The organism is Litchfieldella rifensis, from assembly GCF_042646605.1.
GTDB lineage: Bacteria > Pseudomonadota > Gammaproteobacteria > Pseudomonadales > Halomonadaceae > Litchfieldella > Litchfieldella rifensis.
Genome location: NZ_JBHRUG010000013.1, coordinates 62078 through 76131, shown reverse-complemented (window position 1 = coordinate 76131; position 14054 = coordinate 62078). Strand labels below are relative to the sequence as shown.

The 14054-nt window shown below is 62.6% G+C and carries 14 protein-coding genes; 12 read left to right on the top strand and 2 right to left on the bottom strand.

Translation table 11 applies throughout. The annotated features are described in order from the left end of the window. Positions 1-2: 2 nt before the first annotated feature. From ACFOEV_RS05785 to ACFOEV_RS05760, 6 genes are all read left to right on the top strand, one after another. Complete coding sequence (locus ACFOEV_RS05785; RefSeq protein ID WP_386772188.1) at positions 3-866, top strand: carbohydrate ABC transporter permease; 864 nt, start codon at positions 3-5, stop codon at positions 864-866. Positions 867-876: 10 nt separating this feature from the next. Further along, on the top strand, positions 877-1680 hold the full coding sequence (locus ACFOEV_RS05780) for a carbohydrate ABC transporter permease (protein ID WP_386772187.1): 804 nt from the start codon (positions 877-879) through the stop codon (positions 1678-1680). Between the two features lie 15 nt (positions 1681-1695). Continuing rightward, positions 1696-1968, top strand: coding sequence for a DUF2160 domain-containing protein (locus ACFOEV_RS05775; protein WP_386772186.1), 273 nt, complete (start codon positions 1696-1698; stop codon positions 1966-1968). A 218-nt stretch (positions 1969-2186) separates the two neighbouring features. After that, positions 2187-3836 (top strand): ABC transporter substrate-binding protein, encoded by a 1650-nt coding sequence (locus tag ACFOEV_RS05770; protein WP_386772259.1) that lies wholly within the window; start codon positions 2187-2189, stop codon positions 3834-3836. Between the two features lie 83 nt (positions 3837-3919). After that, positions 3920-5428, top strand: a complete 1509-nt coding sequence (glpK, locus tag ACFOEV_RS05765; protein ID WP_386772185.1) for a glycerol kinase GlpK — start codon at positions 3920-3922, stop codon at positions 5426-5428. Between the two features lie 45 nt (positions 5429-5473). Continuing rightward, positions 5474-7159 (top strand): glycerol-3-phosphate dehydrogenase/oxidase, encoded by a 1686-nt coding sequence (locus ACFOEV_RS05760; protein WP_386772184.1) that lies wholly within the window; start codon positions 5474-5476, stop codon positions 7157-7159. Positions 7160-7190: 31 nt separating this feature from the next. Here the strand turns inward: ACFOEV_RS05760 and ACFOEV_RS05755 are convergent, their stop codons facing one another. Beyond that, the gene (locus ACFOEV_RS05755; protein ID WP_386772183.1) at positions 7191-7652 is read right to left on the bottom strand and encodes a DUF6314 family protein; all 462 of its coding nucleotides are present in this window, start codon (positions 7650-7652) and stop codon (positions 7191-7193) included. Between the two features lie 24 nt (positions 7653-7676). Here ACFOEV_RS05755 and ACFOEV_RS05750 point away from each other — a divergent pair, with 24 nt between their 5' ends. From ACFOEV_RS05750 to ACFOEV_RS05725, 6 genes are all read left to right on the top strand, one after another. Further along, positions 7677-8549: a carboxylate/amino acid/amine transporter gene (locus ACFOEV_RS05750; protein WP_386772182.1), complete on the top strand. Its 873-nt coding sequence runs from the start codon at positions 7677-7679 to the stop codon at positions 8547-8549. A 70-nt stretch (positions 8550-8619) separates the two neighbouring features. After that, positions 8620-9501, top strand: a complete 882-nt coding sequence (locus tag ACFOEV_RS05745) for an NAD(+) kinase (protein ID WP_386772181.1) — start codon at positions 8620-8622, stop codon at positions 9499-9501. A 1-nt stretch (position 9502) separates the two neighbouring features. After that, positions 9503-10507, top strand: a complete 1005-nt coding sequence (locus ACFOEV_RS05740; RefSeq protein ID WP_386772180.1) for a metallophosphoesterase — start codon at positions 9503-9505, stop codon at positions 10505-10507. Between the two features lie 191 nt (positions 10508-10698). Beyond that, complete coding sequence (locus ACFOEV_RS05735) at positions 10699-11556, top strand: rhomboid family intramembrane serine protease (protein WP_386772179.1); 858 nt, start codon at positions 10699-10701, stop codon at positions 11554-11556. Between the two features lie 176 nt (positions 11557-11732). Then, positions 11733-11984 (top strand): YeaC family protein, encoded by a 252-nt coding sequence (locus tag ACFOEV_RS05730; RefSeq protein ID WP_386772178.1) that lies wholly within the window; start codon positions 11733-11735, stop codon positions 11982-11984. 38 nt (positions 11985-12022) lie between these two features. After that, complete coding sequence (locus ACFOEV_RS05725) at positions 12023-12820, top strand: DUF2797 domain-containing protein (protein ID WP_386772258.1); 798 nt, start codon at positions 12023-12025, stop codon at positions 12818-12820. Here the strand turns inward: ACFOEV_RS05725 and ACFOEV_RS05720 are convergent. Further along, positions 12799-13956 carry a CapA family protein gene (locus tag ACFOEV_RS05720; RefSeq protein ID WP_386772177.1) on the bottom strand — a complete coding sequence of 386 codons (1158 nt, stop codon included), beginning with the start codon at positions 13954-13956 and terminating at the stop codon, positions 12799-12801. The genes ACFOEV_RS05725 and ACFOEV_RS05720 overlap by 22 nt on opposite strands. Between the last annotated feature and the right edge of the window lie 98 nt (positions 13957-14054).

The window sequence follows — 14054 nt, the reverse complement described above, 5'->3', positions numbered from 1 at the left end:
CCATGACCAAGATACACAACAATCGGGCCTGGTGGCTGGTGCTGCCCGTGCTCATCATCGTGGCGTTCAGCGCCATCATTCCTCTGATGACGGTGGTCAACTACTCCGTTCAGGATATTCTCGACCCCCGCACGCATTTCTTCGTCGGCACCGAGTGGTTCGAGGAGATATTGCGCGATCGCGACCTTCACGCCGCGCTCGGTCGCCAGTTGTTCTTTTCGGCATGTGTGTTGCTGATTCAGATCCCGCTGGGGATTGCCGTTTCGTTATGCATGCCATCGCGTGGCATCTGGGTTCCCGTGTGTCTGGTCTTGCTCGCCCTGCCGTTGCTGGTGCCGTGGAACGTGGTGGGGACCATCTGGCAGCTTTTTGCCAGGCCCGACATCGGTCTGGCAGGCGTGACCCTCAATGAGTTGGGAATCGTCTACAACTATACGCGCGGCTCCTTCGATGCCTGGTTCACCGTACTGATCATGGATGTCTGGCATTGGACCTCGCTGGTGGTGCTGCTGTGCTACGCCGGTTTGCAGGCGATCCCCGATGCCTACTATCAAGCGGCGCGCATCGATGGCGCTTCGCGCTGGGCCGTGTTCCGCCATATCCAGCTGCCACGCCTCAAGGGGGTGCTGCTGATCGCCGTGCTGCTGCGCTTCATGGACAGCTTCATGATCTATGCCGAGCCCTTCGTCCTGACTGGGGGTGGGCCAGGAAACAGCACCACCTTCCTCAGCCAGTACTTGACGACCATGGCGGTGGGGCAGTTCGACCTCGGTCGTGCCGCGGCATTCTCGCTGATCTATTTCCTGATCATTCTCCTGCTGAGCTGGGTGTTCTATACGCTGATCACTCGCTCGGAAAAAGCTTGAGGTAATCGCCATGCATTTCAAGACACGTTTCGTCGGAATCCTGGCCTATATCATTTTTCTGATGCTTCCCATCTATTGGCTGATCATCATATCCGTGCAGCCGAATGGTGAGATTCTCGGTGGCTTCAATCTATGGCCGGAAACGCTGACCTTCGATAATTACATCAAGATCTTCACCTCATCGACCTGGTATTGGGGATATCTCAATTCCCTGACCTATGTGATTCTGAATACCGCCATCTCGCTGACGGTGGCCTTGCCCGCGGCCTATGCCTTCTCCCGGTTTACCTTCACCGGTGACAAGCACTTGTTCTTCTGGCTGTTGACCAACCGTATGGCGCCTCCGGCCGTCTTCCTGCTGCCCTTCTTTCAGCTCTATTCCAGTATCGGGTTGTTTGATACCCATATCGCCGTGGCGCTGGCACATTGCCTGTTCAGCGTACCGCTGGCGGTATGGATTCTCGAAGGTTTCGTTTCCGGGATTCCCAAGGAAATCGATGAAACGGCCTATATCGATGGTTACAGCTTCCCGCGTTTCTTCCTGACGATTTTCCTGCCGATGATCAAGGGGGGAATCGGTGTCGCGCTGTTCTTCTGCTTCATGTTCAGTTGGGTCGAGCTGCTGCTGGCCAGAACCCTGACATCGGTGGATGCCCGCCCTATCTCGGTGGTCATGACGCGCACCATCAGTGCCTCGGGTGTCGATTGGGGCCTGTTGGCAGCCGCCGGTGTGCTGACGTTGATCCCCGGAGCGCTGGTGATCTGGTTCGTGCGTAACAACCTGGCTCGTGGCTTTGCCCTGGGCCGCGTGTAAGCGAGGAGAAACGATATGCAGTGGATGGTATGGACGACACCGACGGCGCTGTTCTTCGCCACCATCGCCTTGATCCTGGTGAGCATGACGGTCTGGCACGAGCTTTCGCCCAGCATTGAACGTCGCGGCTTCCTACCGCTGTCGACGACCCGTGGTGACCGCCTCTTCATCGGGCTTTTGAGCAGTGCCTATTTGCATCTGGCGTGGGTGGGAATCACCGACTTTCCGGTGTGGGTCATGACGCTGATCTGCGTGGCATGGCTCATCGTGATCATCCGCTGGGGCTGAGGAGTCGCAGCGGTAACGAGGTAGGCAGGGGTCCGCGCTGCCCCGGCCGAAGACAGTGGACGATGGCGCAATCGATGCCTCGGCTGTGCATTCGCCGAGACAATAACAAGATCGGAGGTTTGACGATGTTGAAAACACACGCCAAATGGGTCGCAGGATCCGGTGTCATATCACTGGGCCTGGCGGTCGCGTTCGCGGCAACGGCGCAAGAAGACGATATGGCCCAACGCATGGCGATCGCCGAACGCTGGGTGGACGAAGAGTTCCAGCCCTCGACGCTCTCACGCGAGGAACAGCTGGAAGAGATGCGCTGGTTCATCGAAGCCGCACGTCCCTACCGCGGCATGGAGATCAATACGGTCGCGGAAAGCATCACCACGCATGCCTTTGAATCCGAGGTGATGGCCAGGGCCTTCTCGGAGATCACCGGGATCAATGTGGAGCACTCGATCATCCAGGAGGGCGATGTCGTCGAGCGCCTGCAGACGGAGATGCAGTCGCGCAGTCCCATCTACGATGCCTACATCACCGATGCCGACCTGATCGGCACCCACTTCCGTTACGACGTGGTCCTGCCCATCGAAGACTACATGAACGGTGAGGGCGCCGACATCACGCTGCCGACCCTGGATCTGGACGACTTCATCGGCCTGGATTCGGCACGCGATCCGAGCGGCAAGCTCTATCAACTGCCCGACCAGCAATTCGCCAACCTCTACTGGTTCCGCTACGACTGGTTCCAGCGTGAGGACCTGCAGGATCAGTTCCGCGACATCTACGGCTATGAACTCGGCGTGCCGGTCAACTGGTCGGCCTACGAGGATATCGCCGAGTTCTTCACCGAGCATGTCGGGCAAATCGATGGCCAGCGTGTCTTCGGGCACATGGACTACGGGCGCCGCGATCCGTCGCTTGGCTGGCGCTTCACCGACGCTTGGCTATCCATGGCAGGCGCGGGGGACAAGGGACTGCCCAACGGTGTCCCGGTCGACGAGTGGGGCATTCGAATCGACGATGAGGGCCACCCGGTGGGTTCCAGTGTCGCGCGTGGCGGAGCCACCAACAGCCCGGCGGCGGTGTATTCGCTTAGCAAGTTCATCGAGTGGCTGGGCAAGTATGCGCCGCCCGCCGCCTCCGGCATGACCTTCTCCGAGGCGGGACCGGTACCGGCGCAGGGCAATATCGCCCAGCAGATCTTCTGGTACACCGCGTTCACCGCCGACATGGTGGGCGAAGGGCTGGCGGTAACCGATGACCAGGGCAACCCGCTGTGGCGCATGGCACCGTCACCGCATGGCGCTTACTGGGAAGACGGCATGAAGGTCGGTTATCAGGACGTGGGTGCCTGGACGCTGATGAAGCATACCGAGGCCGACCGGCGTGCCGCGGCCTGGCTGTTCGCGCAGTTCACGGTGGCCAAGTCGACCTCGCTGAAGAAGACCCATGTCGGCCTGACGCCGATTCGCGAATCCGACATTCGCCACGAGTCCTTTACCGAGCGCCAGGCCGAGTTGGGCGGGCTGGTCGAGTTCTACCGCAGCCCGGCACGGGCCCTGTGGACCGACACCGGTATCAACGTGCCCGACTATCCGCGCATGGCGCAATTGTGGTGGGCCAATGTGTCGGATGCCATCAGCGGCGAGCGGACCCCGCAACAAGCCATGGATCAGCTGGCTGAGGAGCAGGACCGCGTGATGGAACGCCTCGAGCGCGCCAACGTGCAAGCCAACTTCGGGCCGCGCCTGAACGGGGAGGAAGATCCGGAATACTGGCTCAGCCAGCCGGGCTCGCCCAAGGCCAAGCTCGACAATGAAAAGCCCCAGGGGATTACCGTCTCCTATGACGAGCTGATCCAGTCCTGGCAGTGATGCCCTTCCCGTAACGCAAGCAAGGAGCCTCCTCATGGCCGGTGCTCGCCGGGCATGAGGGGGAGGTCCGAGGTGAGAAAGGCATGAAAAACGGCTATGTACTAGCGATCGATCAGGGGACGACCGGCTCGACGGTGCTCGTGTTCGATCATGACGGCGCGGTCAGGGGCAAGGCCTATCGGGAGTTTACCCAGCATTACCCCAAGCCGGGCTGGGTCGAGCATGACGCCCTGGAAATCTGGGAGGTGACGCTCCAGGTCGCGGAGGACGCCCTGGCGCGGGCGGATGTCCAAGCCGAGGCGCTCGTCGCTATCGGCATCACCAACCAGCGGGAAACCGCCCTGTTGTGGGACAGGCAGACCGGCGAGCCGGTCCACCGGGCGATCGTCTGGCAGGACCGTCGCACCGCCGCCTTGTGTGACGAATTGCGCGAGCGTGGACTCGAGCCGCTCTTTCGCAACAAGACCGGGCTGGTCAGCGATCCCTATTTTTCCGGTACCAAGGTTCGCTGGTTGCTGGACAATGTCAGCGGGCTGCGGGAGCGGGCGGAGCAAGGCGAGCTCGCTTTCGGCACCATCGATGCCTGGCTGGTGTACAAGCTGACCGGCGGGCGAGTGCATGTTACCGATGTCTCCAATGCGTCGCGCACGCTGCTGTACAACATCTTCGAACTCGAGTGGGATCCGGAGCTACTGGAGATCCTCGACATCCCCGCCGCCATCCTGCCCGAGGTCAAGCCATCGTCGCATGTCTATGGCGAGACGGATCCCGAGGTCTTTTTCGGCGCCAGCGTTCCGGTGGCGGGAATCGCCGGCGACCAGCAGGCGGCGCTGTTCGGCGAGGCCTGTTATGGCCAGGGCCTGGCCAAGAACACCTATGGCACGGGCTCCTTCGTGCTGATGAACACCGGGACCCAGCCGGTGACCAGCCAACGCGGCCTGTTGACGACCATCGCCTGGGGAGTGGGCGACGAACCCGTGGAGTACGCCCTGGAAGGGGCCATCTTCGTCACCGGTGCCGCCGTGCAGTGGCTGCGCGACGAGTTGCAGATCATCGCCAATGCGGCGGATACCGAACACCTGGCGCTGTCCCTTCCCGCCAACGACAACGTCTACTTCGTGCCGGCGCTGACGGGGCTCGGTGCCCCCTATTGGGATCCCTATGCCCGCGGCACGCTGTTGGGGATAACGCGAGGTACCAGCAAGGCGCATATCGCGCGTGCCGTACTGGAAAGCATCGCCTATCAGACCCGCGACGTCGTGGAGGTCATGGTCGCCGAGTCCGGGATCCCGCTCAAGGAACTGCGTGCCGACGGCGGCGCCTCGGTCAATACCTTCCTCATGCAGTTCCAGGCCGACACCCTGGGAGTGCCGGTCAAGGTGCCGCGCATCACCGAGACCACGGCCCTCGGGGCCGCCTACCTCGCCGGGCTGGCCACCGGCTTCTGGAAGGATCGTGCCGAGATCGATGCCAAGTGGCAACTCGCCCAGTGCTATCGCCCGGGCATGAAGGAGAGCGAGCGCGCTGCCCTCTACCGACGCTGGCACAAGGCCGTGGAGCATGCCAGGGCTTGGGATGCCGCGCTGGAATGAACCGCCTCCGCCGCGACCTCCATCACCACTGCAATGGGCACCTACATGCAACTGCGCAAGAGCAATCTCGACAAGCTGTCACGCCGGGAATTCGACGTCCTGATCGTTGGCGGTGGCATCAACGGCGCCGCCTCGGCAGCGGCCTTGGCCGGCAAGGGAGTCAGCGTCGCGTTGATCGACCGCGGCGATTTTGCGGGCAGCACCAGCATGCACTCCTCCAACCTGGTCTGGGGCGGCATCAAGTACATGGAGAGCTACGATTTCGCCCTGGTGCGCAAGCTGTGCAAGAGCCGCAATCATCTGATCAGGAACTATCCCTCCACGGTGCAGGAAATTCGCTTCCTCACCACCATCGGCGAGGGGTTCCGCTATCATCCGCGCTATCTGTGGGCCGGCACTTGGCTGTACTGGCTGATGGGTAGCGGCTTCACGCGGATTCCCCGCTTCCTGACGCCTTCGCGCATCAAGGGCAAGGAAGCCATCATCGATGTCACCACCAGTGTCGGTGGCTTCGAGTACTCCGATGCCTATCTGCATGACAACGATGCGCGCTTCGTCTTCAATTTCATTCGTAGCGCCCTGGACCGGGGCTGCGTGACCGCCAACTATGTCGAGTCGCGTGGTGCGCGTCGGGAGGCGGGTGGCTGGGTCACCCAAGCGCGGGACATGGTGGATGGCTCGACCTTCGAGATTCGCTCGAAGGTGCTGATCAATGCCGCCGGTCCCTATGTGGACGAGCATAATGCGCTGACCGGACAGCAGACGCAGCACCAGCATGTCTACTCCAAGGGGATTCACCTGATCGTGCCGCAGCTCACCAGGAGCAAGCGTGTGCTGGCCTTTTTCGCCGACGATGGGCGACTGTTCTTCGTCATCCCCATGGGGCGCCGTACCTGCATCGGCACCACCGATACCCGGGTGGACAGCCCCGAGGTGCATGTCACCGAGGAAGATGTCCAGTTCGTGCTCGACAACATCAACAAGCGTCTTAGCCTTTCCCAACCGCTCGGCAGGCGGGACATCATCGCCACCCGTTGCGGGGTAAGGCCCCTGGTCGTCAAGAACGGTTCCGGCGGCGACCGCGATTTCCTGCAACTGTCGCGCAAGCATGCCATCGACGAGGATGCCTCCTCGGCGCATATCAGCATCTTCGGTGGCAAGCTTACCGACTGCCTCAACGTGGGAGACGAGATCGTCGAGGCGGTGCGTCGGTTCGGTGTGGGTGTCCCCTATCCGGACTATCGGTGGTATGGAGAGCCCCCCCGGCAGGTACGCGACGAATTCTTTCATCAGGCACGCCTGATGGACCTGGATGGCCTGACCTCCGCAGAGGCTTCCGAGGCGTTGAGCACCCGCTTGTGGCGACGCTATGGCATTCAGGCCCTCGACATGCTGGAGGAGATACGCGAAGACCCTCGCCAGGCGGAAGTGCTGATCGAGGGGACCGAATACCTGCGTTGTGAGATTCGGCAGGCCGAACGGCGTGAAATGGTCACCAAGCTGGAGGATTTTCTGCGTCGCCGCTCGAAGATCGCCCTGGTGGTGCGGAGCGACGATATCCGCAGGTCGCCGGGGTTGAAGGAAGCCTGTGAAATCCTGTTCGGTGACCGGGCGTCCGAGAAGTGGGAGGAGTATTTCGCCTGGCAGGCCGAATCCGCCTCCTCGGAAGTGCTCAGTGCCGACGCGCATGCCGACAATCCGGCGCACTCCGAGACCCTCAAGTGGGAGTGAGTGTTCCCCGCGTCGGGACTGGCTCGTGCCGTCAAGCGCGGCGATAGCGATACCGCAGCGTTTCCTCCTTGCGCGGTCCGGTAATGCGCCACTGTAGATCGAAGCCATCGGCCAATGGCGTCAGCCGTGCCTGGTAACGGTCGGCTCCGCAAAGGTGGGCGTCGAGGCTGAGCAGGTCGCCGGACGCGTCGTCCATGCCCAGGTCGAATAGCCATACCGCGTGGTCGGCGCCACGGCGCTCGTGGAAGAGCCGCAAGCGGTCCGTCGAGAACTCCCAGCGGTAGACATTGGTGAAGGGCACCTCCCGGGATTGACCCGTGGGCAGGAAGTGTCCGCGCTCGAAGAAGCGCACGGTATCGCCTCGGGATTCCACCTGCACGCTACCGTGGCCATGCCCCGACCATCCGCTGCGCGAGGCCGTTCCCGGGCGAGAGGAGAAATCCACTCGGTGAATTGTCGTCAGCAGGGGCTTGAAGCGTATAATTGCCGTCAACTTTTTGTCTCTCTGGAGTTCACCATGGGCTATCTGGTCGGTGTCACGGCGCTGTGGGCCTTTTCGTTCTCGCTGATCGGCGTCTATCTGTCGGGGCAGGTGGACAGCTATTTTGCGGTGCTGGTACGCATCGGCCTGGCGGCCCTGCTGTTCGTGCCCTTCCTGCGCCCGCGCCTGCTGGATCGCCGCCACAAGCTGGCGCTGATGGCTGTCGGTGCCATTCAGCTCGGCTTGATGTATGTCTTCTTCTATCAGTCGTTTCTACTGTTGTCGGTACCCGAGGTATTGCTGTTCACTATCTTCACGCCGCTCTATGTGACCCTGCTCGATGACGCCCTGGTGGGTCGCTTCACGCCATTCTACCTGCTCACGGCGGCGCTTGCCGTGGCCGGCGCGGCGGTGATTCGCTATCAGGGCGTGGACAGTGGCTTCTGGTTGGGCTTCCTGGTGGTGCAGGGCGCCAACCTGTGCTTCGCCTTCGGCCAGGTCGCCTACCGCCGTCTGGCCCCGCGGCTTCCCGACGGCTTGCCCCAGCACAGCGTGTTCGGCTGGTTCTACCTGGGAGCGCTGGCGCTGGCGGTGGTCGCCTTCGGCCTGTTCGGCAACCTGCAGATGCTGCCCACCACCGGCGTGCAATGGAGCGTGCTGGCCTGGCTGGGGCTGGTGGCCTCCGGGCTGGGCTATTTCCTGTGGAACAAGGGCGCCACCCTGGTGGATGCCGGCGCCCTGGCGATCATGAACAACGCCCTGGTTCCCGCCGGACTGCTGGTGAACCTGCTGATCTGGAATCGCGATGCCGACCTGCCGCGGCTGGCCCTGGGAGGCGCGATCATCGTCGCCTCGTTGCTGGTCAACGAGTGGTGGGTCAAGCGTCGGCAGGCCGCATCGGTGGCCTGAAGGCCATCGGTTTGCCCGGGCGCGAGCGACCCCGCATAATGGCCAGCCTCGATGGGAGAGGCTGAGGTACATGACATCCTTCAAGAATATCGGCCTGATCGGCCGGTTGGGCAGCGCCAAGGTGGTCGAGACGCTCAAGCGGCTGATTCGCTTCCTCGATGCCGGCGGCTATCACGTCATCATCGAAGAGCGCACCGCCACCGTGCTGCTCGATCACGGCCAGCAGGAAGCCAGCCGGCGCATGCTCGGCGAGATCTGCGACCTGGTGATCGTGGTCGGTGGCGATGGCAGCCTGTTGGGTGCGGCGCGGGCCCTGTGCCGCACCGGCACGCCGGTGCTGGGCGTCAATCGCGGGCGCCTGGGCTTCCTGACCGATATCTCCCCCAGTGAACTGGAAGACAAGGTCGGCGAGGTGCTGGCCGGGAACTACGAGATCGAGGAGCGCTTCCTGCTCGACGCCGAGGTCTATCGCGACAACCTCCTGGTCGGTACCGGCGAGTCCCTCAATGACGTGGTCGTGCACCCCGGCAAGGCCGTGCGGATGATCGAATTCGAACTGTTCATCGATGGCCAGTTCGTCTATACCCAGCGTAGCGACGGCCTGATCATCGCCACTCCCACCGGATCCACCGCCTATGCGCTCTCTGGCGGAGGCCCCATCGTGCATCCGCGCATCGATGCCATCACCCTGGTGCCGATGTTTCCGCATACGCTGTCGAGTCGACCGATCGTCGTCGATGCCAGCAGCGAGATTCGGATCCATATCGGCGAAACCAACGAGGCCTATCCCCATGTCAGTTGTGACGGCCAGACCAAGGTGGTGTCCAAACCAGATGACGTTCTCTATGTACGCCGCAAGCCCCAGCGCCTGAAGTTGCTGCATCCTTACGGGCACAACTTTTACGAAGTCTGTCGCAGCAAGCTCGGCTGGAGTAGCCGGCTGGGAGAGTGAGGTGACCATACGCTCCGAGAGCGAAGGCTACGACCTGATCGGCGATGTGCACGGTTGCGGTGCCGCCCTGGCGGCGTTACTCGAGAAACTCGGCTATCACCAGCGGGAAGGGGTCTATCGTCATCCGCGGCGCAAGGCGATCTTCCTGGGCGACCTGATCGATCGCGGACCGCGTATTCGGCTGGCGGTGAACATCGCCCGGCGCATGGTCGAGGCGGGGGAAGCCCAGATCGTGATGGGCAATCATGAATACAATGCCCTGGCCTACTGCCGGCGTGCCGTGAGCGGTTCGGGGCGTGAATGGTTGCGCGAACACAGCCCCCGCCACAATCGGATCATCAAGGAAACCCTGGAACAGTATCGTGACCATCCCGCCGAATGGGACGAGGCGTTGAACTGGTTCATGGAGATGCCGCTGTTTCTCGAGTTCGAAGGCTTTCGCGTGGTGCATGCCTGCTGGGATCGGGCCTTGATCGACGAATTTCGTCGCCATTATCCCGATGGCCGCATGAGCGATGCCTTCCTTCAACAGTCGATCGTGCCGGGCAGTTTCGCCTTCAAGGTTCTCGATCGCCTGACGCGTGGCAGCCATATTCCCCTGCCCGACGATGTCGAGATCCATTCCGGCGACGGTTTCACGCGGCGCAGCTTTCGTGCCCATTTCTGGGCCCGCAACCCCCGGACCTATGGCGATGTGGTGTTCCAGCCCGACAATCTGCCCGGCGATCTGGAACTGCGTCCGCTCAGCGACGAGGAGCGTGCCCGACTGAGCTATTATGGGCCCGACGAACCGCCGCTTTTCATCGGTCATTATTGGTGCGAAGGCATTCCGGCCCTGCCGGCGCCGAACATTGCCTGTCTCGATTACAGCGCGGTCAAATTCGGTCGGCTGGTGGCCTACCGCTGGAGCGGGGAATCGCGGCTCGATGCCAACCATTTCGTGTGGATTCGGGTGCCGCATGACGAGCTGGCCAGACCCAGGCCATGGGAAATCGATTTCGACTGATGGTAGGCGTCTGGTGCCCCAGGCAGGGCTTTACCGGGCGCTTCCAATCGATACAAAATATTACACAATTTTTCGTACCGGACGTGAACTCAGCGTCGCTGTCGCCATCAGAGTAAGTGTTCCCTTGAATGATCCCTTGCTCTTATCCGGCGGCCCCCTCCGCCGGATTTTTCTTTTTTAAGGGAGATGTCATGTACAAGGTGCTCATGCTGCCCCGCGACACCGACACCCGCCCTCTGCGGCAGGCATTGTGGGCACATCGCATTGGCCATCGATTCACCGAGAACGAGGACGGCTATACGCTGTGGTTGGCCGATCCAAGACAGCATGACGAGTTGATGCAACTGCTCGAGCGCTGGCAGCGTGGTGAGCCCCTGATATCCAAGTACCAGCGGCGCCATCGTCAACTGACCGGCTCACCGCTGGCGAAGCCTTTCGCGATCGCCCCGGTCACCGCCACGTTAATGGCCCTGTGTCTGCTGGTATTCGCGTTGATGGCGGTACTCGGCGATCTGGTCATCGCCTTGATGACCATCGTGCCGGTGGCGGTGGTGGGGGGCAGCCTCAGCCTGGGCAGCCTGGGGGAGACCGTGGCCTCGGGACAGGTCTGGCGGTTGATTTCACCGGCGTTCCTGCACTTCGGCTGGATGCACCTGATCTTCAATATGCTGTGGCTGTGGTACTTCGGGCGTCAGATCGAAGCACTACACGGGAGTCGGCGCATGCTGGCGCTGTTCGGCATCAGCGCCCTGGGTGGCAATCTGGCCCAATACGCGACGGGAACGGTGCTGTTCGGCGGCATGTCCGGGGTCGATTTCGCGTTGCTCGGCTATGTCTGGCTGATGTCGCGCCGCGCCCCGCAAAGCGGCTTCTTCGTGCCACAGATGCTGGTCGTGTTCATGCTCGGTTGGATGGTCTTCACCATGACCGATTTCGCCGCTGCGGTCGGCTTCGGCAATGTGGCCAACGAGGCACACCTGGGGGGACTGGCGGTTGGCTTGGTGATGGGCTGGTATTACAGTAGCCGCGCTAAAGGAAGCACTGACTAAATGCCTACGCGGGCTAATCGCTGCGTTGCGCGGTGCCGAAGCGTCGGACCGTCGGAATCCTCACATATACCGCATATGCTCCGGTTCCTGTGCTCCGTGCGCCTTGCGCTTCACACCGCTCGTCGATTTATTCAGCGCTTTCCAGACAGGCTTGATGCACGGTAAAGGACGAAACGATGAGCGAAATGACCTTCGACAGGATGATCCAGCAGATGACCCCGGCCATCCATGAAAGCCTCAAGCAGGCGGTGGCGCTGCGCAAATGGCCGGACGGCCGGCGGCTGAGCGCCGAGCAGGTCGAACTGTGTCTGGAGGCCGTGATCAAGTACGAGGCCGAACACGACGTGCCGCCAGAGCAGCGCGTGGGTTTCCTGGAACGCACGAGTTGCGGCAGTGACGGCGGGGACGATATCAAGTGGGTGAACTGATCGACACCTCGTCCGCCCTGTATGGTTGCCTGCGCAAGATGGCCATCGAGCCGGGACAGGGCGGTGAGCCGGCCCGCTATACGCTGCTCGCCGGCGAGCAGCGTGTGGATCTCAATGCGCGACTGGGGCAGCCGTTGACGTTGACCTACACCGGGGCGATCGCCTGCACCCACTGCGGCCGTGCCACCCGGAAGAGCTTTGCCCAGGGCTACTGCTATCCCTGTTTCAAGACGCTGGCCCAGTGCGACACCTGTATCGTCAAGCCCGAAACCTGCCATTTCTTCGCCGGCACCTGTCGTGAGCCGGCATGGGCCGAGCGTCACTGCTTTCAACCCCATGTGGTCTACCTAGCCAACTCCTCGGGACTCAAGGTCGGCATTACCCGCAAGAGCCAGCTCCCCACCCGCTGGCTGGATCAGGGCGCCGTTCAGGCCCTGCCGATCCTGGAAGTCGACACCCGCCAGCAGGTGGGGTTTGCCGAGGTGCTGTTCAAGGAGGAAGTGTCCGACCGCACCAACTGGCGCACCATGCTCAAGGGCGAGGTCGAGTCCCTGGATCTGGTCGCCGAGCGCGACCGCCTGCTGGCGCGTCTGGAAGGCGGGCTGGCCGGACTGCGCGAGCGTTTCGGCGGCGACGCCATTCGCGTACTCGACGCCGCGCCGGTCACGCTCGACTACCCCGTACTGGAATATCCGCGCAAGATCGTCTCGCATAATTTCGACAAGGCCCCGCAAGTCGCGGGCACCCTGCTGGGACTCAAGGGGCAGTACCTGATCTTCGACACCGGCGTGATCAACCTGCGCAAGTTCACCGGCTACGAGGTGGCGGTGGCTTGAGCATGTTGCCAGCGCAGGCGATTGTCCCTATCCACGGTCAGGGGCGGGCTACCGGGCCGACGCTCCTGGGTCAGGGTATCCCGCAGCCAGTGCGCCTCGTCCTCGCTGACATGCTCCAGGGCGAAGTGTCGGCGGCGTAGCGGCGTCATCCACAGGGCGCCTGGCGCCTCCCGGTCCAACTGCCAGCGACAGAAGATCAGCAGTGCCAGATCGGGGTGGAATTCCTCATGGCCGCCGATACCCTCGTAGTCGTTGATCAGGTCGCCACAGCCATAGAGAATCGGCTTGCCCCGGTAGACTTCCATGCCGCGAGGGTGATGGGAGGAGTGGCCGTGGATGATATCGGCGCCGGCATCGATCAAGCGATGGGCCAGGTGGCGATGGGTGGCGGGGATCTCGTAGCCCCAGTTGCTGCCCCAATGGACCGACATCACCGCGATGTCCCCGCGGCCCTTCTCGGTCTCGATGCCCCTCGCCAGCGCCTCGACCTCGGCTGGGCTGTCTTCATGGACCAAGTGGACACCTGCCTGGGAGCGCGTGGCCTGCCACTCCTCCGGGATGCCGCTGTCGGTCAGGCCGAAGCTCCAGACCAGTACCTTCCCCCCGCTGGCGAGTGGCAGGCGGGCCGGCCGGGAGGCATCGGCCAGGTTCTCTCCGGCGCCGGCATAGGCGATGCCGCTGCGCTCGAGCACAGCAAGGGTTTCCTCGAGCCCCGCATAGTGCCAGTCGAGCACATGATTGTTGGCCAGGGTGCAGCACTGGACGTCGGCCGCCCGCAAGCAACCGATATTGTCGGGATGCATGCGGTAGTTGATCCCCTTGTCCGGCCAGGGAGTGGCATGACGGGTGACAGCGGTCTCCAGGTTGATCAGGCGAATCGCCGGCCCGAAGCGGGCCAGCTCGGCCAGTGCGTCGCCCCAGATATAGTCGAAGGGGGCCGGCCGGAGGACTTCGCCGTTGGCACGCTCCGCCAGGCGCACATAGTCGCGGGCATCGCGCACGAAGGGTTCGTAGAGTTCCGGGCTGGCGGGATGCGGCAGGATCTGGTCGATGCCGCGCCCGGTCATCACGTCACCCGTCAGCATCAGCGTCACGCTCTGCTCGGTATCGGGCTCGGCCTGCGGCTGGGTAGTCATGACGACGCTCCTCGCGGTCTTCGCTAGCGACCGCCTTGTCACCAGAGTTGCTGTCCACAAGTACAGACCATCACACGACATTTCTCACATCCCCCGGG